This window comes from Mycetocola sp. Y444, from assembly GCF_059445295.1.
On the sequence record NZ_JCAIUB010000001.1, the window covers coordinates 1315040 to 1340954 of the forward strand.

Annotated in this window: 17 protein-coding genes; 4 read left to right on the forward strand and 13 right to left on the reverse strand. The window is 62.4% G+C overall.

Annotation, left to right across the window (positions count from 1 at the left end):
- Positions 1-87 precede the first annotated feature (87 nt).
- From AC1C2M_RS06275 to AC1C2M_RS06310, 8 genes are all read right to left on the reverse strand, one after another.
- Entirely contained in the window at positions 88-1260 is a 1173-nt protein-coding gene (locus AC1C2M_RS06275) for an MFS transporter (RefSeq protein WP_495435602.1), read from the reverse strand.
- Positions 1257-3866: an aconitate hydratase AcnA gene (gene acnA, locus AC1C2M_RS06280; RefSeq protein ID WP_495435603.1), complete on the reverse strand. Its 2610-nt coding sequence runs from the start codon at positions 3864-3866 to the stop codon at positions 1257-1259. Before acnA ends, AC1C2M_RS06275 begins: the two co-directional genes overlap by 4 nt.
- Positions 3867-3883: 17 nt before the next feature.
- Positions 3884-4216 (reverse strand): putative quinol monooxygenase, encoded by a 333-nt coding sequence (locus AC1C2M_RS06285; RefSeq protein ID WP_495435604.1) that lies wholly within the window; start codon positions 4214-4216, stop codon positions 3884-3886.
- Positions 4216-5277 carry an Ldh family oxidoreductase gene (locus tag AC1C2M_RS06290; protein ID WP_495435605.1) on the reverse strand — a complete coding sequence of 354 codons (1062 nt, stop codon included), beginning with the start codon at positions 5275-5277 and terminating at the stop codon, positions 4216-4218. The genes AC1C2M_RS06285 and AC1C2M_RS06290 overlap by 1 nt, the downstream gene beginning before the upstream one ends.
- A gap of 74 nt (positions 5278-5351) precedes the next feature.
- Positions 5352-6524 carry an ABC transporter substrate-binding protein gene (locus AC1C2M_RS06295; RefSeq protein ID WP_495435606.1) on the reverse strand — a complete coding sequence of 391 codons (1173 nt, stop codon included), beginning with the start codon at positions 6522-6524 and terminating at the stop codon, positions 5352-5354.
- Between the two features lie 115 nt (positions 6525-6639).
- Positions 6640-7767 carry an ABC transporter ATP-binding protein gene (locus AC1C2M_RS06300; protein ID WP_495435607.1) on the reverse strand — a complete coding sequence of 376 codons (1128 nt, stop codon included), beginning with the start codon at positions 7765-7767 and terminating at the stop codon, positions 6640-6642.
- A gap of 3 nt (positions 7768-7770) precedes the next feature.
- Positions 7771-9534 (reverse strand): ABC transporter permease, encoded by a 1764-nt coding sequence (locus AC1C2M_RS06305; protein ID WP_495435608.1) that lies wholly within the window; start codon positions 9532-9534, stop codon positions 7771-7773.
- A gap of 142 nt (positions 9535-9676) precedes the next feature.
- A complete protein-coding gene (locus AC1C2M_RS06310) occupies positions 9677-10360 on the reverse strand; it encodes a GntR family transcriptional regulator (protein WP_495435609.1) in 684 nt (227 codons plus the stop codon).
- Positions 10361-10541: 181 nt separating this feature from the next.
- Between AC1C2M_RS06310 and rraA the strand changes: the two genes are divergently transcribed.
- Positions 10542-11009, forward strand: a complete 468-nt coding sequence (gene rraA, locus AC1C2M_RS06315) for a ribonuclease E activity regulator RraA (RefSeq protein WP_495435610.1) — start codon at positions 10542-10544, stop codon at positions 11007-11009.
- 450 nt (positions 11010-11459) lie between these two features.
- Here rraA and AC1C2M_RS06320 read toward each other — a convergent pair whose 3' ends face one another.
- On the reverse strand, positions 11460-11588 hold the full coding sequence (locus AC1C2M_RS06320; protein ID WP_495435611.1) for a hypothetical protein: 129 nt from the start codon (positions 11586-11588) through the stop codon (positions 11460-11462).
- 198 nt (positions 11589-11786) lie between these two features.
- On the opposite strand from AC1C2M_RS06320, the gene AC1C2M_RS06325 reads away from it, so the two are divergent.
- Both AC1C2M_RS06325 and AC1C2M_RS06330 read left to right on the forward strand, forming a co-directional pair.
- On the forward strand, positions 11787-12836 hold the full coding sequence (locus AC1C2M_RS06325) for a hypothetical protein (protein WP_495435612.1): 1050 nt from the start codon (positions 11787-11789) through the stop codon (positions 12834-12836).
- Between the two features lie 165 nt (positions 12837-13001).
- Positions 13002-14045, forward strand: a complete 1044-nt coding sequence (locus AC1C2M_RS06330) for a DUF3800 domain-containing protein (RefSeq protein WP_495435613.1) — start codon at positions 13002-13004, stop codon at positions 14043-14045.
- A 453-nt stretch (positions 14046-14498) separates the two neighbouring features.
- Here the strand turns inward: AC1C2M_RS06330 and AC1C2M_RS06335 are convergent, their stop codons facing one another.
- The 4 genes from AC1C2M_RS06335 to AC1C2M_RS06350 form a co-directional block, all read right to left on the reverse strand.
- Positions 14499-16877: a S8 family peptidase gene (locus AC1C2M_RS06335; protein ID WP_495435614.1), complete on the reverse strand. Its 2379-nt coding sequence runs from the start codon at positions 16875-16877 to the stop codon at positions 14499-14501.
- Complete coding sequence (locus AC1C2M_RS06340) at positions 16846-17988, reverse strand: AAA family ATPase (protein WP_495435615.1); 1143 nt, start codon at positions 17986-17988, stop codon at positions 16846-16848. Before AC1C2M_RS06340 ends, AC1C2M_RS06335 begins: the two co-directional genes overlap by 32 nt.
- Before the next feature lie 588 nt (positions 17989-18576).
- Complete coding sequence (gene mobF / locus AC1C2M_RS06345) at positions 18577-22062, reverse strand: MobF family relaxase (RefSeq protein ID WP_495435700.1); 3486 nt, start codon at positions 22060-22062, stop codon at positions 18577-18579.
- A gap of 705 nt (positions 22063-22767) precedes the next feature.
- Positions 22768-23418 carry a hypothetical protein gene (locus AC1C2M_RS06350; protein WP_495435616.1) on the reverse strand — a complete coding sequence of 217 codons (651 nt, stop codon included), beginning with the start codon at positions 23416-23418 and terminating at the stop codon, positions 22768-22770.
- A gap of 1389 nt (positions 23419-24807) precedes the next feature.
- Between AC1C2M_RS06350 and AC1C2M_RS06355 the strand changes: the two genes are divergently transcribed.
- On the forward strand, positions 24808-25638 hold the full coding sequence (locus AC1C2M_RS06355) for a hypothetical protein (protein WP_495435617.1): 831 nt from the start codon (positions 24808-24810) through the stop codon (positions 25636-25638).
- The last annotated feature ends 277 nt before the right edge of the window (positions 25639-25915 follow it).

Here is a 25915-nt window from a genome sequence, read left to right on the forward strand (position 1 = left end):
TCGGCCTCGTTAACGGACTCGAGGTTCTGCCCCAGGAACGGATGCTCCTGGAACGGTGTGTGGGGCTTGAGTGGGCTGCGTGGACGCTCATCGTGACCGCCGTCTTCCCAGCGACACGACAGCAGCTCCGACGAGGGAAACGGCGGTCAGGATCATGACTCCGGCAGCGCCCGCCGCCGGTGCAATGGCACCCACGGTCACCGGGATCGTCGACTGGCCGATCCGGTTGCCAGCAAGCCGTAGAGACATGGCCATCCCCTGCTGTCCGTCCGGTGATTCGTCGGCAAGCCAAGACATTGTGATGGGCTGGCACACGCCGATGGCCAATCCGTAGATGACAGCCAGGGCGATGAGCCCAAACGTCGGAACCGGTAGTGCGATTCCGAGGAGCGCAGCTGCCGACAGCGCAAGGGATGATGCGAGCAGAACTTGCCGCGGAATCCGGCGAACCATGACGGGCAGGAATCCCCGCGAGGCCATGGTGCTCATCGCGCGGACGACGAGCATGGCGCTGATCGCGGCGACGGGCAGGTCGCGCTCTTCGCCGAGCGCGGGCCAGAAGGCCAAGGTGACGTCGACAGACGCGAGAGCGAGGCTGCTGCTGATGAGTGCGCGGACGACGCCGCGCGATCGTAGGAGCCCCGTCGAGGACGCGACCATTCCGGGGACTTCCGCTCGGTAGGCGAGGACGGCGGACTTCATTACCATGCTGCTGAGAGTCAGCAGCATGGCCAGGCTGATGCATACGCCGAAGAGCACCGTCAGCCAGGGGCCTTCGTGGTCGGGATGAGGGATCGCAAGCAGCAGCGGGCCGAGAATCTGGCCGACGGACGTGCAGAGGGTGTACAGCCCGAAGGCGTTCTCCCGTTTGCCGGCGATGGACCGATTTGCCACCGCCGACTGCTCACTGACAACGCTCAGGAGGTGCCCCATTCCGAGGAGGAAGGTGGCAGCAAACATCATGGGGATCGAACCGAGTCCGACGAAAGCGACGATCGCCGCAGCAGTGAGGATCAGTGCACCCGTGACAGCGACGGCGCGTTCTCCTACCCGGTCTACAATTCGGCCCGACGGCAGCGCCAGTGCGAGCGCCGGCACCGCGAAGACGGTGCCGATGACCCCGAGCAGCGCGACTGATCCGCCCGCCTCGAGAACGCCGTAGGACAGCGCGGGACGGAATGAGTAGGTGAAAATCTGGACGAGGATTGCGTGGACGAGAATCGGTGCCCACCCGCCGAGTCCGGCCCCCGCGGCTTTCATGCGGTCAGCTTGCGCAGGACGAAGTGGAGGATTCCGCCGTGCCGATAGTAATCCCGCTCACGTTGAGTGTCGAGGCGTACCCGTGCGCGGAACGTCTTGCCATCCGCGACGATCACCACCTCAGCGGCGGATGCGTCAGCGCCGAGACCACGGATGTCAAACGTCTCGAGACCGGTCAGGCCCAGCGTTTCCGCGTTTTCGCCAGGGAGGTATTCAAGCGGCAGGACTCCCATCCCGATGAGGTTCGATCGGTGAATCCGTTCGAAGTCCTCAGCCAGGACGGCTTTCACTCCAAGCAACGCCGGGCCCTTCGCTGCCCAGTCACGCGAGGAACCCGCGCCGTAGAGCGCCCCTCCGAGGATGAGGAGAGGAACGTCATGTTTGGCGGCGATCATCGCCGCGTCGTAGATGGTCCGCTCCCCCGTGTTCTCCACCAGGTCCTGGGTGATTCCACCCTCTCGCTCAGGAACGAGGTGATTCCGCAAGCGTACGTTTGCGAGCGTCCCCCGCATCATCACCTCGTGGTTTCCGCGGCGGGACGCATAGGTGTTGAGCTCGAACCGTTGGACTCCGCGCTCCAGGAGATATTGCCCGGCTGGGGTGTGTGACGGGATCGCACCCGCCGGCGACAGATGGTCCGTCGTGATCTGGTCGCCGAGTTTCGCGAGAACGCGGGCCCCCTCGATGTCACCAAGGAGGGGCGGGGCAGGGGTCATGCCGTCGAAGTAGGGCGGGCGACGAAGATACGTGGAGTCCTCGTCCCAGTCGTAGAGGGCGGACGTCGGCGCGTCGATAGCCTGCCAGTTGTGGTCACCGCGGAACACCTGCGAGTACGCATCGGCGAACATCTGAGGATCGACTGAGGCTCGCACGAGATCGGTGATCTCTTCGCTGGTTGGCCAGATGTCGCGGAGGTAGACGTCCTCGCCGGTTGAGTCCCGGCCGAGTGGTTCCGCGTCGAAATCGAAGTCCACGGTGCCGGCGATGGCATAGGCAACGACGAGCGGCGGCGATGCGAGGTAGTTAAGGCGCACGTCGGGGTTGATCCGGCCGTCGAAGTTTCGGTTTCCGGACAGCACCGCGGCGACGCTGATTCCGTCGCTTCGGACTGCGTCCTGCACAGCGTCGATGAGCGGCCCGGACGCGCCGATGCAGGTCATGCAGCCGTACCCGGCGAGGTTGAATCCGAGCTGGTCGAGGGGGTCGGTGAGTCCGGCAAGATCGAAGTAGTCCGTCACGACACGGGAACCGGGCGACAGGCTCGTCTTCACCCAGGGTTTGGTTGAGAGCCCCCGGGACACCGCATTCCGGGCGAGGAGGCCTGCGGCGACCATGACCTGCGGGTTGGAGGTGTTCGTGCAGGACGTGATCGCGGCGATGGCGACGCTTCCGTTGCGCAGCTGTACCTGCTCCACGCCCAGGTCGATGGTCGGGGCCGGATCCTCCGGGCTCTGCTGGGTCAGTTCCTGCAGGTCCGTTCGGAATGTCTCGCGGGCGTCGGCCAGGTTTACGCGGTCCTGGGGCCGCCGCGGACCGGCAATCGACGGAACGATCGACGCGAGATCGAGTTCGATCTCTTCCGTGTAGTCGATGGTGGCGGATGCCTCATACCAGAGTCCCTGTTCACGGGCATACGTTTCGACAAGGTCGACATGCGCTTCGGCGCGGCCGGTGAACCGGAGGTAGTCAATGGTTGCCTCGTCGATCGGGAAGTAGGCACAAGTGGCACCGAACTCAGGGCACATGTTGGAGATCGTGGCTCGATCGGCCACAGTCATTGTGCGGAGTGCCGGGCCGAAGAACTCGACGAAACTGTTGACTACGCCGTGCTGGCGGAGTCGCTCTGTGATCCGGAGGACGAGGTCCGTCGTGGTGGCGCCGTCGGGCAACCGACCAGTGAGGTGCACGCCGAGAACAGGCGGAACGACCATCGTGAATGGTTCGCCGAGCATGACGGCTTCGGCTTCGATTCCGCCGATCCCCCATCCGAGGACGCCCAGCGCGTCGACCATGGTCGTGTGTGAGTCAGTGCCCAGGCAGACGTCGGGAAAAGCCCAACCGTCCTTGTGCTCGATGACTCTCGCGAGGTGCTCGATGTTCACCTGGTGCATGATTCCTGTGCCGGGCGGGACGACGGCGAAATCGTCGAATGAGTGCTGGCCCCAGCGGAGGAAGCGGTACCGTTCGGCGTTACGCTCGAACTCGATTTCGACGTTCCGCTGGAAGGCGTTCCCAGTGCCAAAGACGTCAACGATCACGGAATGGTCAATGACCAGCTCGGCAGGGATCTGAGGGTTCACCAGGGCAGGGTCAGCGCCGATGGTTGTGGCGGCGTGGCGCATGGCCGCAAGATCCACCACGGTGGGAACGCCGTTGGTGTCGTGCAGAAACACGCGGGTGGCGTGGAGGTCCACCGCCTCACCCCGTTCTGCGGCTCGCTTCCAGTTGAGGAGCGACGTGACCTGCTCGTGGTCGGCCCCGTAGCGGCGGACGATGGACTCGAGGATCGGCCGAAGACTGTACGGCATGCGCGCGTACTCGAGGGAGCTGAGATCTGCGACGCGGACGGACTCTGTCGCGGTGTCGATCAGTCGCGAGCCGGTCACGGCTCTTTGTTCCCCGTTCACGCGGTCACCTCGTTGCGCTCAGGGATTTCGCCGGGAAAGAGCGGAGATGCGTAGGCGTTGGACTGCGTTCCCGCTACCACGCACCGGGCCACCACCTCTCTCCACACGGCGTAGTGAGGGGCCTGCCGGTGTGCGATTTCGAATGCGTGGCGGGTCACGTAGATCTCGTAGAAGTAGAAGCGGGTAGGGCTGGCGGCTGATCGGTGGACGTCGAATCGGATGCAGCCTGGCTCGTCGCGAAGGGTCGCCTTCGAATTGGCTTCGATGCCGGCGATGAATTCGTTGAGGCGGTCCTCATGGACGTCGAGGGTGACTATGACGGTGAACATCAGACCTCCACGCTGTCCAGGGCGAACTCGACGCCAGCGTCGGCGGCGAGGGCGCGCAGTTCGTTGACCGTCTTGGCTGGCAGGAAGACGCCGTCAGCGGCCGAGCGCACGTGGGCGCGGTCTTCGAGCTCACCGGGGTAGAAAACTTCGTCGACGCCGACGGCACGAGGAACGTTCTTAGTGAGGTCGATGAGTTCGTCGATCCGCTGACCGAACGCCTCCCGGCCGATCATGGCCTCAATGTCGAGTGCAATAGCGAGGTGGCCGCATCCGCTTCGTTGATCGGGTACGTAGGGGCCGACAACACTCGGCCCGAAACCACTCCCCGTGAGAACGCCGGAGAGGACGTCCATCATGAACGAGATTCCGTAGCCTTTGTGGCCTGCCATCGGGAGGATCAGGCCGTCGATCGCGCTCTGCGGATCGATGGTGGGCGCCCCGTTGGAGTCCAGTGCCCAGTGCTCCGGGATGGTCTCGCCTTTCTGAAGCGCGCTGTAGATTTTCCCCCGGGCAACGATAATGTTCGCGATGTCCAGGACCACTGGACCGTGGGATCCTCCCGGGGTGGCGATCGACCAGGGGTTGGCCCCGACGGTCTTCTCGCGGCCTCCCCAGGGTGCCATCGCGGGGCTGCCGTTCGTGGTGAGGATTCCCACCATGCCTTCGGCAGCCATCCGGCGGGTCCAATATGCGGCCGTCCCGAAGTGGTTGCTGTTTCGGACGCCGACTACTCCGACGCCGTGCTGCTTCGCACGGGCGACAGCGCCGGCACAGGCTCGATCGGTGACGATCTGTCCGATGCCGTCGTTACCGTCGATGACGGCAAGCGCCCCCAGGTCGACAACCGTCGTCTCCTCGGTGACGGCCTTCATCGCACCAGACCGGAGGCGCGCGACGTACCAGTCGAGGCGAAGCATCCCGTGCGACGGGTGACCCCACGCGTCGGCGACGACGAGACTGTCCGCGACGAGCCTGGCATCCTGTGCTGGCACTCCGTGCGCCTCGAGGATGCGGACGCCGAGATCGGCGAGGCGGTTCATCGGGACTGTCTGGTCGCTCATGTGGACTCCTGTAGTGCGTTTGTCGAAGGTGAAGCATGGGGTGCTCCGGTGACGTCGCGGAGCACCCCAGCGGGCTAACCGAGTAGGCCGTTCCACTTCTCGATGAAGGCGTCGACCTCGTCCTGTGGGATGAGTTCGTAGCTTCCGAGGATCACCTGGTCCTCACCGACCGTGTCGACGACTTCCTGGTAGGTGTGCAGACCTTCAGCGGCCTCGACGGACTCACGGTAGGAAGTGAGCCCACCTTCGGCCACGGCGTGCTGGCCTTCATCCGAGAGCACGAAGTCCATAAAGAGCTTCGCTGTGTTCGTGTGCGGGGCTTCCGGCGCGATGCTGATTCCACGCGGGAGGACGACGGTGCCGTCGTCGGGGAAGACAACCTCGTACAGTCCGCCACTACTTTCGACGATTGGATACGAAGGTGCGGTGCTGATGAAGAATCCGGTCACGTATTCACCGGCGAGGATCTTCTCACCTTGTGTTCCGGACGAGCTCTCGGGCAGAGCGTTCGGAAGGATGGTCTCCATGTGCTTCCAGGCATCAGGGCGGGCATCCATGTAGGCCTGGCTCACGGTGAAGCCGAACGAGCCGGTGACATCGCGAGTGGTAATCTTGTTCGCGTATGTGTCGGGGTCGTCCTCAATCTTGTTCGCGAGGTCCTCGAATCCCGTCGGGCCTTCGGGGAGCAGCGAGGTGTTGTACGTGATGCCAGCTGGGTCCATCGACAGTGAGTAAACGCCGGGCAGGGGCTGCGCGAAGTCCGGCAGTTCGCCCGTCTCTGGGGAATCGTAAACGGTGATCATCTCGTCACCGGCCTCCATGTAATTCGCCCACGCCTGCGCCGCATTCGAGACGAGGATGTCGGCATCCGTACCGCCGGTCGCCTGCTCGCTCAGAACGCGCTGGAAAACCTCGTCGCTGTCCAGGTTGTTCGCGTTGATGGTTTTCACGAACGGGTACTTCTTCTGGAAGTCACGGAAGATCGGCGCCCAGTTCTCCTGGTCGGTGTTCGAGTAAATCTCGAGAGTGCCGCCTTCTTTCTCGGCTGCGTCGACGAGGTCCTGGTAGTCGTCCGGGTAGTAGTCGGGGTATTCGCCTGTTGCGATCTCGTTGGTCGGGGCTGCAGATTCGCCACCGCTGCCGCCGCAACCAGCGAGCATGGTGACCGCGGCCACGGAGAGCGCGGCGGCGGGTAGCCAGCGCCGTGAGGCTGGACGCGTTGCGGAGAGAGAGCTGTGTTTCTTCATAGGTACACTTCCTTGTGTCGATTGATAGAGGTGGAGCTGAGCAGCGCGCGGGGGCCGAGCAACTGCCGCTCCGCGTCTCGCGGGGAGGCGATTAGCGGAGGGGTTTGAGGGGTGCCTAGACGGTCGCCGCCATCAGCGCCTCGACGTCATCCGAGACGACATGGGTGCGGGGGTAGATGCGTACTCCGTCTGTGGGGACGGCGACTCCGACGGTGCCACTGAAGTTGCCGCGGTAATGATCCACGAGCAATGTGCGCGGTCCGAACCGGATCGAGTACTCGACGCGTGACCCGACGTACGATGCGGCGAGGACATCGCCCCTCAGCGAGACGGATGCTTCCGGCGGCACCGCATTTCCATCGAAGAGGGTTGCCAGTTCCGGACGGAACGCGATCGTGACCAGGTCGCCGGTCGCATAGCCGTCGGCGACGATGTCGAACTGCTGGTCGCTTCCCTCGAGCGAGATCCGCACGCGACCGTTGCCTGACTCGGCGATCACGCCGTCGATGAAGTTGGACTTACCGATGAAGGCCGCTACTTCGGCTGTCGCCGGTCGTTCGTAAATGTCTTCGGGAGTACCGATCTGCAGGACGTTTCCGGTGGACATGACCGCGATGCGGTCACTCATCGCCAGAGCTTCTTCCTGGTCGTGCGTCACGTAGATCGTTGTGATCCCGAGATCGGACTGCAGCCGCTTGAGCCACACGCGAGCCTGCTCACGAAGTTTCGCGTCGAGGTTTGACAGCGGCTCATCCAGTAGGAGGACCCGGGGCGAATACACGAGCGCTCGCGCGAGGGCGATGCGCTGCTGCTGGCCGCCGGACAGCTGGTGGGGGTAACGCTTCATAAGGTGTGCCATGCCGACCTTATCGAGCGCGTCGTAGATGAGCTTCTTCTGTTCCGGCTTGGGTACCTTGCGGATGTTCAACGGCATGGCGAGGTTCTGCTCGAGCGTCATGTGGGGCCAGAGCGCGTAGGACTGGAACACCATGCCGAGGTTACGGGCCTCAGGCGGAACGTACGTTTTCTTATCGCTGTCGAAGAAGACGGCATCGCCGATTGCAATGTGACCGGACGTGGGCTTCTCCAGTCCGGCGAGGCACGCGAGCGTTGTCGACTTGCCGCAACCGGATGGGCCGAGGAGGGTGAAGAATTCACCGTCCTTCACGTGGATATCGATCTCGGTGAGAACGGTGTTCCCGTTGAACTCCTTGTGGAGCTGAGAGATGACGACGTCAGGCATTGGTCAGTCCTTCTTTCCGCGCATGAGCAGGCCGGCGACGCCGACGAACACTGCTGTGATGACGATTTGAATGGTTGCGAGTGCGGCGACCGAGCCCGAGTTACCCTGAACCCAGAGTTCGAGCATCGTGGTGCCGATGATGTTGGTCTGGGCCGAGCCCAGGAAGATCGCCGGGGAGTATTCCTTGAGCATGGCGACGAAGGTGAGAATGAGTGCCGCTCCAAACGCAGGGGTCAGGAGTCTGGCGAGGATCCGGGTGAAGGTCCGGATCCAATCGGCGCCGGACACCCGGGCGGCGTTGTCTATCTCCTCGCCGATCTGCATCACGGCCGGAGCGATCGATCCGAAGGCGCTCGGCAGGGCTCGGAGCCCGAACGCGATGATGATCGCGCCCAGCGTTCCCTGAACCAGTCCCCCGAGGCCGAACGGCGCGTACGCGAAAGCCCAGAAGAAGCCGATACCGATGATCAGCCCGGGCATCGCCTGTGGGGCGAGGGCGAGGTACTCGATGATCCGCCGATACCGGAATGTGGAGCGCCGGGCGACGACTACGGCGATCGTAGCGAGCAGCGAGACGAGGACGGCGCCGACGGATGCGACGATAAGGCTGTTACGGATCGACGCGACGTAGACCGGGAATTCGATGATCCGCATGTAGTTGGTCATGCTCAGCGCGTTGAACGGGTTAGCCAAGGGCGTGAAGAAGGTGGTGAACGAGCGGAACACCAGCCCGCCGATAGGGATGAGCGCGCCGAAGACGAGGTAGATGGTCACGAACACCACGGCCACGTACTTGACCCAACCCAGGTCGAGGAGGCGGGGGCGGGTGGCCTTTCCTCGCACGGAGACGAATCGCTTCGCATCCTTCAGCAGTCTCGCCTGGATCGCGACGAGCAGGATCGTGACCAGCAGGATGATGGTGGATGCGGCACCGAGGATTCCGTAGTCCGGGTTGATCGACTGCAGGCCGTTCTTGTAGAGGAACGTGGCGAAGACTGTGATGTTAACGGGCTGCCCGTAAAGCAGCGGGATGCTGAGGGTCTCGATGGACATCGAGAAGACGAGGATTGAGCTGTACACAACCGGCGGGCGCAGCATCGGGATCACGACGGACCGCAGGATCCGGAACGGGCCGGCGCCGACGGTCTGAGCTGCTCCCTCAAGGCTCGCATCCGCATTGCGGAGGGCATTGGCGCAGAACACGTAGGCGATCGGAGCGAGGGCGACTGCCTCTGTGATCGCCATCCCGGGGATCGTGTACAGGTTCCATGGAACCGTGCCGATGGCCTGTCGCACCCACGTGCTGACGAAGCCCGCAGGGCCGTACATGGTGATCCAGCCGAACCCGAGGATCAGGGAAGAGATGAAGAACGGCCATTGCATACCGGCGCCAAAGAACCGCCGGCCGGGAATGTCGGTCCGCACGACGACGATTGCCATCGGAATGGCAATGAGCAAGGTCAGGATTGTGGTGAGGCCGGCGAAAGCAAGGGTGTTGAGCGCAACCTGACCAAAGCCCGCTTCGGTGAACAGCCTGCTGAAGTTATCGAGGGTGAAGATGCCGCCCTCTTCATAGAGCGGCCGGTCGACCAGCGCTTGGATGAGGGTGGGCACGACCGGCGCGAGCACGAAGAGCGCAAGCAGGATGATGACAACCCAGTAAAGCAAGGTGCTGCGATCGACCCCAAGGATCTTGCGATACCGGGGCGTCGGGTAGTCCTCAATCGGCCGCGCATCCTGGGCTGGACGTTCGGTCACGGCGGTCATGACCCGTATCCGTTCGCCACGTGGTGATGGTGCTGGATGCTCATGCATCTCTCCTTTGAGTGCTTGGGGCGGGCGCTTGCCCGATTAGATCCGGAATTGCGAGATTGGCGACCGATGACTCAGCCGTCCGCGTCGAAAGAGGTTAGGCGACGCCTTCCTGTGTCCCGTCGGATACGAGACGACGGGCTGCCTTGGCTCCGAGGCTCACAGCGATGTGGGTCCGCATGACCTCAGCCGCGCCGTCTGCATCGCCGGCGATGACCATATCGAGGAGCGAATGGTGTTCGCTGGTGCGCTGGTCCCGCTCCTCCTGGTCTCGTTTTACCTCCAGGCCCACGATGCGGTAACGGTCGGCCTTGTCCCACAACCCGTCGAGGGTACGGATGAGCGCCTCATTGTGGGAGGCGGTGTAAAGAGACTGGTGAAATTTTCGGTGAGCCACCAGATTTTCGATTGAAGGCTCGTTAGGAAGCGCGATCATGCCGGCCTGTGCGTCCCGCATCCGCGCGATGTCGGACTTTGTCCGCCGCTCGGCGGCGAGTGCTACCGCCAGGGGGTCAAGAGCGAGCCGAAGCTCCAGCAGATCACGGGCATCCTCAGCGGTGAGTGCAGTCACGCGCGCGTCGCTGTGCGACCGCAACTCGACCAGGTCTTCCGACTCAAGTCGGCGAAGTGCCTCACGCAGAGGGGTCGTGCTGATCCCTAGTTCCTGAGCCAGCGCAGCCTGGTTGATCAGCTGGCCCGGACGGTATTCGTGTCTCAGGATCCGAGCGCGAACAAGGTCATATGCGAACAGGCTCTTCGTGCTTCCAGGTGCGGGCGTCATTATTTCCTCCGGGGCCGAAGATAGCAGGTTATAACCTGTGTTCGCCATACTAGGCAGCAAATCCTATGAAAATTCGCCAATGACGAGAATAAGTAGCGTTGCAAGTGATATCGGTTATAACCTGCAATATGGCCATGGAGATGTGGTCGACCACGACAATTGCTCCATTGGAAGGGACGACATGTCAACGACTACTGCTGATCTGTACGACGAACTCGGCGAGGATATCCAGTCCCTCCCGCTTCAACTCCAGCTCTTCGGTGCCCACGCGAAGTTTGAAGGGCCCATCCGCACGGTGAAGTGTTTCGAGGACAATGCGCTTCTCAAGTCCGTCGTGTCGTCCCCCGGCGACGGAAGTGTTCTGGTCGTCGATGGTGGCGGATCAGTCGAGAGAGCCCTCATGGGCGACATGATCGCGAAGATCGCGTCCGACAATGGCTGGGCCGGCGTCGTGATCTACGGTGCGATCCGCGATCGAGTCGCCATCTCGGAGATCCCAATCGGAATCAAAGCAGTTGGAAGCAACCCGAGGAAGAGCACCAAGACCGGCGAAGGCGAAGCGGATATCGTCCTTCAATTCGGCGGCGTGACCTTCCGGCCTGGCGCCAAGCTCTACAGCGACGAGGACGGAATCCTGGTCGAATTCTAACGACCGACCGTGCCGCGGATCGTTCGCCCCTCCTGATCTGTGTCCGTTGAGGGTTCCTGCTGAGCGTCCGGGTGTCGGCTGACGCCCGGCGACCTACCAGAAGTGAGTTCACCCATAAGCTCCGAATGTGGATAGCGAAACTGAAGCGACTCTCAAGTCGCTTCCGCTGGAAACGCCCGATAAATTAGGCAATTTACCGGGCGTTTGAGTTTGGTCGGGCTGACGTGATTCGAACACGCGACCCCTTGGAGGATCCAGGCCTCTTTCGGTCGCCTCCGAAAATCTCCGAAAACCCACGGATTCCCTTGTGTTTACAGGGAACCAGGCAGTTCGCTGTGTCCGATTCTACCCGGTCGATTGGGGCAATTCACGGGTCAATCTGATGGGTAAATGATGGGAAACCAGAGACCCGAATCGACTCCTCCTGCAGCTTCTCGACCGGATCAGTGCTCACGTGACACGTCGCGGGATGGCATCCGCAAGCGGTACAAGTTTGTCGTCGAGGATCTCGATGGTGAGTCGCGCTGGATCCAGGAGTAGTCGCGCACGACCACTCGCGGAGGCCCGTGACCCAGCCATGGATCAGCGAGGATCTCCAATCGGAGCGTGTCGAACTCAGCACCTCAGCCGGATCCTGAACCCGCTCAGCGATCGGCTACAGGACGGTCATGAGACCGTTGACGTCCGGCACCCGCTCGCGGTGCTTGCGTTAGAGCGCGGATCTCCGGGGGCCGCGTCCCGTAAGCTCGGCTCAACTGACACTTGGGGGGACCCGCCATGGGACTGTTGGACCGCCTGTTCGGGCGCGCGAAGAACGACGAAAACGACGTTCTCGGGAGACCCGCGCTACCTGACTTTGACGCCGAGCGGCGGCGTGCGCAGGTCGCCGGCTCGTTCCGGGGAAAGCATTTCACCGAGTGGGCGCCGGAGGTCGATCGTCTGCGGGCCGAAGGCAAGCTTGTCGAGTCGCTGGCGCTCGCCTACGAGTGCATCGAGGCGACCGAGCGTCAAGACGCCGTCGAGAGTCACGGTGTGGCGCCGGGGCACTACCGCGACGCCGCTGTCGTCCTCCGGAAGCAGAAGCGTTACGTCGAGGAGGTGCAGGTTCTCGAACGGTACTTGGCGCGCTCTGGTCGGCACCCCGAGTTTGAGGATCGGGCGCGGAAAGCGGCCGCGTTCCGGGACGCTGAGTCGGACTCCACGGCGATCGCGTGCCCGTCATGCGGTGAGGTCCTGGAGAACCCGCCGAAGTCGCGCGGGAAGTGCCCGTCGTGCGGGCAGCAGATCGCGATGCGCACCGTCGACGGCCAACGGGCCGCCTTTACTCCGGAGCAAGCGACCGCGTATACGGCGTTGGATAAGGCTGCGAAGCAGCGAGCGACGTTCCTGAAACGCCTCGGGTACTTCGACGTGACGGAGTGGGACTGGGACCGCGTACACGCTGAACAGACAGCCCGGTTCGGACACGCCTCGAGAAACGGGGACGTCTATTGGCAGATCGCGAGCGAGCGAGCTGTCGGCTATGAGCTGAAGCAGGACTGGTTGCTCGCCGGTCGTCTCCGCTCGGACATGACGAAGTTCTCTGTCGAGGAGGGCCGTGACTGGGTTGGGCCCGCGCGGATCGCCCAGGAGAACTGGCGGCGTGCCTTGCAGCATTACGATGGTCCGGAAGCCGAGATGATCCTCATCGCCTGCCCGTGCGAGTTGTGCCAGCGCGACCATCAGCAGGTGCGCTCGCTCGCCCAATTTGCGGCATCGTGGCCTCTGCCGCACATCGACTGCGGTCGACCCCCGTGCCGATGCCGGGTTACTCGGCGAATGTATTGAGGTCCCGCCGTTGATAGACAGTCTCGTGGGCCGATCCGCTAAGACGGACACCTGCTCGGAAGCTAGGCCTGCTCGCTCGGAGAATGTGAGGTTGGGGTCCGCTCCCGACGCATGCAACGATGAGGGCACGACAGATCGGGTCGAGCAGAAGGAGACGGACTAGCCATGACTACGCCCGCGCCCCTCGTCGTTGCCTGCGACGAATCGGGCAACGACGGCGAGAATTTGTTGGGCGGCAGCTCTCCCGTCTTCGCACACGCGAGCGTGACCATGTCTCAGAAGGCGGCCGCAGAGATCATGGCGGAAGTCCGAGCGCGGACCCGGAGTCAGAGTGCGGAGTTGAAGTCGAAGACAATCTTACAGCCAAAACACGAGGCCACAGCGAGATGGTTGCTGCAGCATCCTCTCCTCGCGAATGCCTCCGCAGTGCACCTGACGCACAAGCGCTACTTCGTCGTCGCGAAACTGTTCGACTCCACGGTCGAGGAGATCGCGCGTGACGCGGGTTACGACATGTACGCGGATGGGTCCGCGCTGTCCGCCGCGAACATCCTCTATTTTTTAGCGCCGTCTGCTTACGCTGAAAAATGGGACGGGCTGTTGCTCGCGTTCCAGCACTTCCTACGTGCGAAGACTGCGGGGGATGCGACGTCTGCGCTGGCGACGTTGGACGCCGCTTTCGTGGACGTATCGTCTGTCGAGACACCCCTACGCGACTTCGTCGGCATGGCGTTTGCCGGCATTTCGCACCTCCGGACCTTGTCGGCGCTGCAACTCGGCATGGGTATCGATCACCGACTGCGAACCCTTGACCCCCTGATACCTGCGGTCGGAGCGACTGTTGCGTTCTGGGCGCGTGTGTCGGGCAGACCAGTGGAGCTCATACACGATGCCGCGCCGGAGATGTCGCCTGAGCGCATCGCCGCAATCAAGTACAACCTCGCCCGGCCCGAAATCGTTTCGCCTCAGCAGGCGGGGAAAGGGGTCGAACTCACCAACGTCGTGCTGGTCGACTCTAAACACGACGAGCGCGTCCAGCTCGCGGACCTCGTGGCCGGGCTGGCTCGCGTCGTTGGCGAGCAGTTGGCCGAGCGCGAGGAGCATCCGCTCTTCGCTGAGATCGAACCACTCATCAGCCAGGACAGCATCTGGCCGAGCGAGGCACTGATGAACCCCGAAGAAGCACGCGCAGTCGCCACACGCGCCTGAGCTGTAGATGCGGTCGTTCTCAGCGAGCCATCGCACCCGCCCGTCCTCCTTACCAACTGCTGCTCGTCGCCTTCGTGCTGCTGCAGCGAGCCGCCCGCGAACCGGTGTTGCCGCTCAGCGTCTTCGCAGACCCCAACCGCCCCGGCTCGTACCTCGTCACGCGATTCATCGGTGCCGGCCTGAAGGGGTCCGCCCCGACATAACAGAGCAGCTTACGAAGCTGCTACGTTTCGGGACGCCGGACTTACCAGCGACGACGAGTTCGTTGCAAAGAAGCCCAGACTGCCGGCCCTCCTCTGATTCCCGTGTCACGAAACTGCTCCTGAGGGGAAATTCGCCGCGCCGCCTCTGCACATGAGGATGCTGTCGTTGACGACGCAGCGATGAGTGTGACCGATTCCCTTTCACGGCCCACCGACAGGTGGACACATGATAGAAAGGCAACTCGTACGCCTAGGGGCGAAGCCTCAAATCATCGGAGCGAACCATGGCCCGGTTGCCGAGCCTTAAATCAGCTAACGCCCTGATCCCATCGGCGTAGACGTCCAAGGGTTCACCAACAGACCGGAGGGTAAGGATCGCGTAAACTTTTTGGGCTTCCCCGATCTCATCTTGGATTCGCTGGAGCAGTGCCAGTCGTAGCCCCCATTGGCCTTGTCCTTGGCGGCCTTTAGGGTGACGCGCTCGGAAAGTCTTCAATGATGACCACTTCCCGTCGTCAATCTGGTCTTTCTCCCAGAACGATGTCTGGGTGAGGTCTTCGACCGTTATGGATTTCAGCCCGCTGTCACCTTTGTCACCGGTGGTCGTATAACCGAAACCTCCCTCTACCTCGTATCGAACACATTCAGGGCCGAACTCGGACCGGATTGGAGGATCGTAGGAAATGGTCAGGATGGCCTCCCCGGCGAACTTGTCTCCGTCGACGATCAAACATTCAGGGACAGGGAACGGGGCAAGGATCCATTGGGTTTGAGGGCTGAGCTGGACTTCATGGATGGTGGTGAACGAGCTGCTTGTGTCCGTCAATATTTCAGTCGAAGACCCTGGTGTTCCCCAGCCGGTGTAGTGCCTGTGCTCACTGGTGGGAGCGTCCATGCTCAGGGCGGCGGAGTGCGCGAGTAACCCTTTGACAAGTTCGGGTCGCACTTCATCGACGGCGCTTCCAAGTTCGAGCTGCTGCCACAGATTCGCCGCAATAGTACTCACAAGCGGAGTAGAGAATGAAGTGCCAATACTCTCAATGAGAGTGTCTGCCGTCGAGACTGACTTGATGCCGTGGCCTGCCACAATACCGGCGTTATCTACGTCGCCACCCCAATGAGTAACCTCCGGTTTTACCTGCACGGCGAAGCTCGGTCCTCGACGCGAATAGGACGTTGGGGCCCCGATTGGTACGTGGCCGCCGAGATGGGAGAGCGCGCCAACAGTAAGTGAACGGATAGCCTCCCCAGGGCTACTGATTCCGTCTTCAAGGACGGAGTTCTCTTGCGGCGGCCATGCCCGGTTTGGCCATTCACTGAAGTTTCCTGCCGCCTGAACGAACAGGACTCCGAGTTCGCGTGAGAGCTGGTCCATTTCTTGTGCGATCACGCTGTATTCGGGCGGGGACAGCGGCTGCGTGAGCGCAAACGAACAGTTCCAGACCTTAATCGAACTAGAGTGCGACGTCACGATATCCCTGATCCTCTCTATGAGAAGAAGCGGATTAATGGGAGTGCTCGGAAGTAGCTGTCCATCCAGGACAAGCGAGCGGTCGACGGGGAACCTGTCGTCGCCCCCGTTCAGCGCTTTGGATCCGATCACAAGCCCGGCAACGAAGGTGCCGTGGAACGCGTCGGTGTACATCGCTGGATCAGAGTTCACATGTGCGACAACCCAAGGTTCGAGTGAAGCGCTGGAAACACCGGAATCGAGGACACCTACCGTCGGGAGGTCGTCAGACGGAGCCGGGATGTGGTCAGCGTCAATGGCAACGACATCATCGACGGAGTTGGAGTCGAGCGCGGCATATGTCGGCGCGACTCGAACTCGTCGCACGCCAAGGAGCCCGGCCAGCGAGATCACATCAGTTTCCGCGGTCGACTCGGCGTACACGACACGGCTATTCACACGAACGGGTCTTTCAAACCCTGCGCGGGAGATTGCCGAATTGAAGGAATTGCTCGCGACGGTGGCGGATTCAAGGGCGCTGGGGTCCCGTCGTTCTCGACTGGCGCGGTCGTCTGCTTCGCGCAAGGACGGCACGTCGGCACTCGAACCGCGCGGCAGTGATTCAAGAGCCACGTCAGGTAGCGTGGCCGATGGCGTCATCCACGGAAACAGAGAAATCTCCATGAGGGTTGGATTCTCACGAACCTGCGATTGCAGGGCTGCGGCGTCCGCAGGAGTACCCAGGTGAAGGACATCGGTTGCGGGGTCCCAAAGCCCGAATGAAACGAATGTGGAAATGTCGAACTGACCCCGCGGGTCTTTAAGCGCGAGGACGTGACTTCTCAGCGCTAGCAGTTTTGGACCGGTTGCAGCGACGATCAACTGTCCTGGCCGTTCGACTGCCACGACGGGTAGCCGGACGCGATTGAGAAGGTCGTATGGTCGGTTCGATTTCGCGAGACTTTTCGCGTGAAGCTGTACTTTGACGGCCGCCGGATACTGGTCTGACGCATTCAACTCATCCATGCGTTCCGCGAGAGCGAGAAGTTCTGACGCGATTGCTTCCCTGAACTCCTCCGTGACAGGAACCAGCGGCTCACCCGGTATGTTGAGCCCCTTCTTTCGAGACAGATCCAGTCGATTGAAGTCAACTAGGTGGATTGGGTTCTCGATCGTCATGTACGTCGCTCTCCAAATAGCGACTGATGCGCCGCGTGTTCGTACCGAATTCCTCAGCGAGGACACGGATGGTAAACACCCTCGGTTGCCATTGGCGGAGCAAGCGGATCTCGGCTACTTCGTCAACGAAGGTATTTGACTTTTCATACCATGTGAACCGCGCCAGCCGTCGCAACGCGTGCGGGAGCGTAATCGTGTCGGAACCACTCAGGATCGCCGCTCTCGCCATATCGTGTGCAGCCATCTCTATTGTCGCGGCGGACAGACCGGCTGACGCGTGCGCGAACGTCGCGAGCGATCCTGGGTTGGGCGCAAATCTGCCAAGTCGGTTCTCCCAAATGCGCACTCGTTGCTCGTATTCGGGATTCTCGAGTTTGAGTTGATGGTCGAAGCGGCGCCAGATTGCTTTGTCCAGGAGCTGTGCGTGGTTCGTTGCGGCGATCAAGATGGTTGAAGGCGAAAGTGCGTCAATGTTCTGTAAAAGAGCAATAACGACTCGCTGCAACTCTCCGATCTCGCGGCTGTCCGCACGGTCTTTCGCGAGCGCGTCGAATTCATCGAGGAAGAGTACGCACGGCGACCGGCTTGCGTACTCAAAAATCTCTCGCAAGTTTCGGCTTGTCTGCCCGAGGAGGGATGAGACAAGCGAGTCGCTTCTGCTCACAACAAGGGGCAAGTTGAGTTCGGCCGCGACGACACGTGCAATGCTGGTCTTACCCGATCCGGGAGGCCCGTGAATCAGCAGTCGGTTCCTGATGCTCAAACCTTCCGACTGCAGGGCGTCGAAAGAGCGCACGGTGGCAAGGAACTCTTGAACCTTCGCATCCACGTAGGGGGAGAAGACTAGCTCTGGTCGTTCAAGGGCCGGGTCAAAAACATCTACAGTCGCGAGTTTGCTTTCCACGTCAGACGGCAGCGCGAACGCTGCCGATGCTCCAGATACCGATTTAGCGGGACCTCTGGCGAGTTCTGAGCGCACCAGCTGAGCTTGCCTACCGGCGCCTTGCCGCTCGAGTTTGTCTGCGAGTAACAGCGCATACTCGACCGACTGTCGCGGGTCGTGCCGCACGGCACCTTCCAAGATTTTCATTACGACGGACAGATGGTCCAAGAGCACCCCAATTTCGTGTCGTGTTGCACTCTACCGGTGAACCGCCCGCCGAAAGAGGATATTTGTCTACCAATATTCGCTATCTGATGCGGAAAGCGCAGCATCTGTAACACTGGCGTCAAGTGTAGGTCTCGCAGAAAGTTCTATCGCATGCCGAACACATGCCGGCCGGTACGCATCCAATGGTCTCGAAGTTCCAGACCCGGGACCCTTTGCGAACCGAGGGCCGCCGAACCTCGCCACGAAAACTTCATTTTGGGACATGCGTTCCGGGCGCAGGGTTTGAGACCGCGCCCTTCTTTGGTCGAGGCGAGGAACCGGATCCCTGCTGCTGACGAAGAACCACGAAGCATTTTCGAACCACCTAGAAGTAGGTGTTGCTTCGATCAATAGAATCCCGCGTGCCTCATACGGCCACTGCGATCAACAGACCAATCCTGGAAGAGGAGCAATGACTCCCCGAATTCCAGGTTGGCTACTCCAATGGCCGCAATCGCACGCGTTCGTGCGCCCCGGGAGATCGAACGTCAGACGGTATTGAAATGGGCAGCTACACGACACAGGCAGCATTACTAGCCGCTAACTCGGCTAGAACCTGATGCCCACAGACCGAAGTCCCGACTGAACCGCATTTTGTGATGCCGCGAAGGTATGGTCCTTTTCCGCAAGCTGTTGTGCTTTGCGGAGTGCGGCCCGAGCACAGGCGGCGTCCAGTTTCTGAGCCGTCGATCTAGGTGGCGGACCTAGGGCTCTCGCACCGGCGACGCCATAACGGTCCCGGTACGCCGCGACCGTGCACGCGCATTGCCGCCATTCGGCTGCCGCGGAGCTTCGTGGCATAGACCCCAGCATCCGGGTCCACCCGGCCCTGGCGGACAATGCCGCATCGAGAACGGCACGCGCTCGAGCATCCATCATGTCGCTACGCTCGTCGAGAGCGCGCCGCATGTCAGGTTCCATCGGCCCTACCGCCGGCGGGATGAGCCCGACCACCATGGCTGGCTCGCGCCCGGGACGACCGGCACCGTCGTCTCGCGCTATCGCCGAGGCGATCCGGCTGTGCAGAACGGCGGCGATGTCCTGAGCGCCATCGAACCCGCGGGGCGCAACGATCCCGATGAGGAGGCTTCTGACGTTGAGATGGTGTGCCTCGGCTCGACGGAGCTCGGCCGTCAGCGCGCCGAACGTCTCCGAATGGATGGCGTCATCGGCCTGCGTTTGGGTGAGCCCGGTTTCTCGCAGCATCGAAGCCCACCTCTCACGCTGAGCGGCCGCCGCGATGGTTTCGTACTCTGCCGCGAGTTGCGCGATCGATCCCCATGCATCCTGCTCCACCGCAATCGTCTCGTACGCAGATTGCTCCGCACCGACGTGTTGGAGAACCCCGTAAAGGACACTGCGCGCTGTCGAGTCGGTGTCATTAACGGGACGAGGTCCAACGTGGGCGACATCCGGCTGATCGACGGCCACGTAGGCCGTATTCGCCTCGCGGCCGCGTGTCATTGCGACGTAGAAGTTCTCTCGCGTCGTGCTCGAAGCGAGGACGACGTGCGCGGTATCGGTCGTGATGCCTTGCGCACGGTGTGAAGTGACCGCATAACCGAGTTCGACGTGGCGTTTCATGTACTCGGCAGGGAGCAACACAGCGCTCCCCCACCGCCGGCCGTGCCGTCGAACTTCGGCCGAACCGTTCCGGCGCACTCCGATCACCGTCCACCGGTCACCGTTACGCACCCAGGACCCGGCAGCACGGAGCCGACGATCGTTGCGGCGCGTGATGATCGTGTCACCGACACCCGCACGGGTACCGTCATGAAGCGCGACTTCCCGGAGAGCATCGACCCGACCCTCAAGAATCAATTCTGTTCGCGCGCGCACGTTCTGCGACGCCACCGCCTCGTTCGAGTCGCTGATCAGAACCGATCGTTTACCGACTTCGGTGTCTCTACGCCACGCCCCGTATGCCGCATCCGCCATCGCCTCAGTGCTGCCTTCGCGAATCCGATCGTGCGAGATGTATGAATCGACCGACTCGGGGTCGCCCTGACGCAGCCCGAGGGATGCCGGCTTCTCCCATTCTTCGGTGAAGCGGTACACGACAACAAGCTCGGGCACGTCCGCCCGATTATGAACGAGTAGCGAGAACGCGCCGCCCGCGTCGACTGACTGCAGCTGCGCGTGATCGCCAACCAGGAGGATTTTTGCGCCGGCGCTTGCAGCGAGTGCGGTGACCCTGTCGAGAGACGGTGTACCTGCCAGAGACGCCTCGTCGATGATCACGAGTTGACCGGAGCGGAACGCCGCCCCATGGACCAGGTGGTTCTGCCACCATTTGGCCAGGTTCTCGGTGGTGATGCCGAGATCCTCTGCGAGAACCTGTGCGGCAGCCGCCGAGGGGGCGAGCCCCACGACCGATCCCGCACCATGTGCCGCCTCCCAGGCCAGACGGAGCGCGTGCATTGCCGTTGTCTTGCCAGCGCCGGCCGGGCCCACGAGGACATCGATGACGCGTCCGGAGCCAGCGATCTTCCCGAGCGCTCGCAGTTGGTCTTCGGCGAGTACTCCCCCACCCGGTATCTGCGTGCGGGCAACGCAACGCAAGGTTGCTAGGGCGACTCGTGGTCCCGTCTCGTCGGCCGCGCGTTCGAGCAGTCGGGCCTCTGCGTCGAGCAATTCCGACGAGGTGAAAACGATGGAGTGGCTCGGGTGAAAGACAGACGTCCCATCGTCCCGCTGGAATGCCTCCGGACTCGACGCAATCTCCGGAGGGGTGATCCGCATCGATGCGCTTTCGGCGGCATCGACGACCAAGCCGAGGACGGCTTCCCGGTCGGATGCGGACGCAAATCGGAGGTGCATCGTTTGCCGCACGGCTTCGGCCGTGAGATTCCAATGCCGCCAGGTGGACCGCTTCTCACTGACCGCCGTCATCACCCTCAACCCCAGGGAATGAACGGTTTCGGGCGGCACGTCCTCTGCCCGCATCACCAGCGTCGAGGAGTTGACGGATGCGGCGCTCGCCCACGTCGTCGCATCCTGTCCCAACAGAAGCTCCGCGCGTGCGCGCCATTCTGCAGTGAGTTCCGTGAGTGAGCGCACGTGCTTGGCCGGTCGGGTGGACAGGGTGGCCTGAGCGCGCAGCTTCATGATGGTGGCCGGCCCAGGACGACGACCCTGCCTCCTCACATAAGCCTCGATCAACTCGTCGGTCTCTGCATCAATGTGCCGTGACCGCGTCGAGAACTCCGCGACGAGCGCCTCAGGAACTGAACCGATCGACAAGGCGGGGTGGCGGTCCCTCCCCCGCTCGCGCATCTCCCACCCCACGCCCAAGGATCGCGTCAAGGCGTCAGCAAACAAGGATTCGTGCAGTTCGGACAGCGCAACCACAGCCGCGTGCATTGGGCGGCCGTCAAGGGAGCGCCATTTCCCGTCCAACACGGTTTGCACCTTGTTGCTGATCACCACGTGCGTGTGCAGGTGCGGGTCGCCGGACCTGCTGTCGAAGTGGTCGAACGCCGTCGCAATGATGCCGGTCACGCCGACTTGGGCAACAGCACCGTCGAGCACCGTTGTGCCAGTCCTTGTTGCTGCGACCTCACGCTCCATGTATGCGATCACCTCGGCAACCGCTGCATGATGTGCGTTCACGATGCGAGCCTGCGTAGTTGCGTCTGCCACGCCCCAGAGGATGCTCGCCGACTTCGGAATCGAGAACGTGAAGTCATACCCGGCAACCGCCCGCCGCCGGGTAACGGGCTTCTGAGCGTTGCCGGGCGGGGCTGGATCAGCTGGCTTCTGGTATTCGGGATAGGCGCGACCTAGCGGTGCCCCATTGACCGGGTCTCGCCCCAGCCCGATCAGTCTCTGCAGCTGCGCCTCCATGACCTCGGCGCCCTCAAGGATGCGACCCGAGCCGAGGCCGGGCAGACCGCTTCCGATCCATCGACCCGGCGGTGTGCCCTTTGCACTGTAGTAACGGGTCAGCGGAGTAGACAGCGGACGCTGTCCATCGCCAGCAGCGACAGTGCGCAGCAAGTACTTGTAGCCATCGCCGGCGCTCATCACCCGCATCGACACAGTCACCGGGACACCTCCCATATTGCTTAGGAGGTGTGCCGCCTCGATCTGCAAGAGCGTGGCAATTCGAATTTAGAGTTGGAGGCTGGCTTCGAGGCGGTCAAGGATGACGTTTCGTACGCAGGCTGACGTCGCGCGACGGCGCAAGACCGAGGTTGGGTTCCGCGCACATCCCGAGTATTCCTGCCGTACTCAAACATTCCATACCGCGTCTATGAGGCCGTCGGTTGGCGCGATGCGTACACCCCGTTCAACGGGAAAGTCGAGGCAGCCCACTACGCTGACCATGAATCACCCGAGCCGACAGCCGTCAGCCTCGGAAACCCTAGGAGCCAAACCCAGGGCGATTCAGTGAACACCAGCCGGCACCATGTACGTCACGAAACGCGCTGAAGAGCGCGATGCCGTCACTGAGGGGCGAAACGGCAACGCCCGCCTGTAGCGCAGCGGAAAGCGACCCATGGCCAACGGAAAGTGCGGAGACTCGCAGCCGCTTCATCCAACCGACCCGACCCGGAGCGAGGCGCAACGCCACCGACCTGTTGACAAGCCGCCGGCGCCGGCGCCGGGGACGACCCGGGTGTGGGGGGAGCCCGGTACGTGCGAGAGCTACCGTTCGGGATTCGTAACACACACACACTAACCCGACCGACACCCTCAGAAAGGTGCGCTCGAGATAGTCATCCGGTTGAGACTTCCCTACTCGCCGGTCTGCGTCTCTGTACCGGAAGAATTTGGCGGGAAGGCTGCAAGTATCGCCGCTCGTGCCTCGTCGCGGCGGCTCGGGTCGGTATGCCAGGTTCGGCCGTGCTCGAGCAGGGTGTTCCTGATGTCTCTCGCTTCGGGTGCAGAGATGCTCTTGGCGTCATGCCTAGCAACAAGCTCCCGGTTCTCTTCTAGGCTCCTAGAAGCGGCGCGGATGGCGCTTTCGCAACCGCGTTGCACGGCGGCCGCTAATTCGAGGTCCGTCATGTAGAGCATCCAGCCGTAGGTGGCGCTAATGATGCGATCATGCATGGTTGATCTCTTGTCGTCGTCCACTGGGACCAATTCGAACTCGTGGAGCGCGGCAAGGACTAGCGCGAATGCCTCTCGGCGTCGCTGATCAAAGGACTCCTCGCGCTGCGCATTAATCTGCGATTCGAGCAGCGACCGATCATGCCGACGGGTCAGATGCACGACTAATAGCGCTACCGCGACCGAGGCGAGTGCACCTATTACAGCGCCTACCCAGCCGTCCAAAGCGACGCGCGGATCAAAAATTGCTCCGACAACCGCATCTGCCCAGCCAAGAGTCGTCCACCCGGATTCGGGGGACAAACCGGTCTGTGGGAGGGGGCCGAAGGTCACACTCGGAGCCTAGCCCGACGACTTGGGGGGAGGAAGTGGCCCACTGCCCGAAGGGGTGCCCCCAAAATGGGAGTCAGTTGATGCGTTGAGAAGCGGAGTAGATCAGCCCCGACAAGCATTCGGAGCAGTGTCCCGCCCCGCTCGCTCGGCCCCGAAACCACCACCCACCGGGCCGACCGCTACCGGTGCCACACCTCTCCGCTGCGCTATGGCGGCGGACCGTGGCGTTACGGCGACGCTGCCTGTAGCGCTAACGGAAGGTAGGCTCTGGCAGCTCCAAAACGCGCATCGGCGGCTCGCGGCTTGGGTCTGGACGCCTAGCCACGTCACGGAGGTAGTCGAGAAGTCGTAACTGAAAGTCTTCAAAGATCGGTACGGGGCCTCTCCGTTCGCCAACTGGAGGCTCGAACAACTGGTGGAGGGTTGCGCGTTCGATTTGACCAAATGGTACTTGGGAAGTAATAGCAGGTTGGCCGGGATGACTCCATGCGAGGTCTCGCGTGACCGTCGGGTACTGTCCACTCGCGCCCCGGGGCATGGCGAGTACAGCGAGTCCCGCGAAATGGGACCTGTGGCTTCGAGGCAGCGTCCATACTCTGAAGGCATGAAGCCTTCGTACATTGCCGGTGCGGATCCAGGGCGGTTCGGTGCCGCCAAAAAGGGCGATCACATTGGAGATCACCACGATCACGGGTGCCGGCGGTGCGTCGGGCGCTGCGGATCGGAGGGCGCCTGGGTGTTCGGGACGAGAAAAGCGCGGCTTGTCGTGCTGACATTGCACGGTCTGCTGTGAAGCGCACCGACCCGCTCGAGGCAGAGGCGCAGCTCCGCGCCGCCGGCGCGACTCCCCTCGTCCCCTTTCCCGGACGCAAAGACCGTCCCTGGCCTGCCGTTCATGACGCGTGCGGCCGAGAGATAAGTCCTCGGCTGTCGAACGTTCGGTCGGGCAAATCCGTCTGTGGCCACTGCGGCCGCATGGACGGCGGTGCGCGTCGCCGGGCTGGACTCGCCGACGCTGCGATCGCAGAGATGCGCGCTGCCGAGTGGGAACCGCTCGTGCCTTATCCAGGCTCCGCCGCAAGGTGGCTAGCTCGACATGTTCCGTGCGGAACGGAACGTGAGACAACCCTAAACGCTGTCCGCTCGAAAGGCAGCTGTGTCGTTTGTTGGCGCCGGCGTGAGGGCCATCACGTGTGGGATGAGCAGTCGGCCATCGCATTCTTGCGTTCAGCCGAGCTCACACCGCTGGAGCCGTGGTCGGGGAGCTCAACGCGAGCATGGCGCTCGCGTCACAATGCGTGCGGCCGCGAGGTCTCTCCGCGTCTGAGCAATCTGGCCGCTGGCCAAGGTGCTTGCAACGCCTGCGGACTCGAGAAAGGCCACAGGGCGATGATGCTCGACGAGACGGTAGCGACGGATGTGATGCTCGCTGCTGGTCTCCAGCCGATCAGCGCTTATCCCGGCGCCGATCGCCCTTGGCTCTCAACACATATCGAGTGTGGAAGAGAGTGCTCGCCGACACTCAGCAACATCCGGCGGGGACAAGGTGGCTGTGTCCCGTGCCGCAACGAACTTCTCGCGTCCCTATTCCGAATGCCGGAAGAGAAGGCCCGACAGATCATGCTCGACCATGGCTTGGAGCCGCTGGACCCATACGTCAACGGCGGTAAGCCCTGGCGCAGCAGACACTCCTGCGGGCAAGTCGTTTCTCCAACCCTAGGGAACGTCCAGCAGGGCAAAGGCATCTGCCGATATTGCAACAGCAGTTTCCCTTACGACGGTCCCGCCGTCGTCTACCTCGTCGCCGACGCACATGCAGTAAAAGTAGGGATCGCTGCGCCCGCGAGTGACCGCATCCCGCAGCACGTGCGCCTCGGCTGGAGAGAAGCATGGCGCATACGAACCGACACCGGCGACGCCGCCTATGCGCTCGAGCAAGGGGTCTTGGCGTGGTGGCGGGACGAGCTTGCGGCGCCATCCTTTTATTCTCGCGCAGCGATGCCGCAGGACGGCGCGAGCGAGACTGTCGCTTGGGAAATGGCGCGACCATCACTCGTTCTCGCGAAAGTGCAGGAACTTGCTGAGCTTTGGGCGCTGCCGGTGGAAGTGCAGAACTGGTCTGGCGAGGATATGCGTCCGCGCTACCCGGCGTTCAATCGGCGGGGGCGACGTGGCGGACATCGCGTCAAGATGGGCCCGGGGGACCTGCCCCTGTTCTAGTGAGGGCCAGCCCTGCGGGATGGAGTGTGGTGGCGCCCTTCACACGGCATGGGCGATCGGGCCGGTGACCTCCGTGGGTCCTGTCAGACCTCCGGCAGCCATCCACTGTGCGTCCAGATCTTCGATCTCTTGCCTGAGGGATCAATTCCGGGCATTAACTTGGTTCATCTCCGCGAGGTCCTTCTGAACCTTCCGCTTTCGCCGATGGAGCGATTGCGAACCCTCGATCTTGGGCGCACAATGGAAGGTAGTTTTGAGCAGGCCCTCACGTTTCATC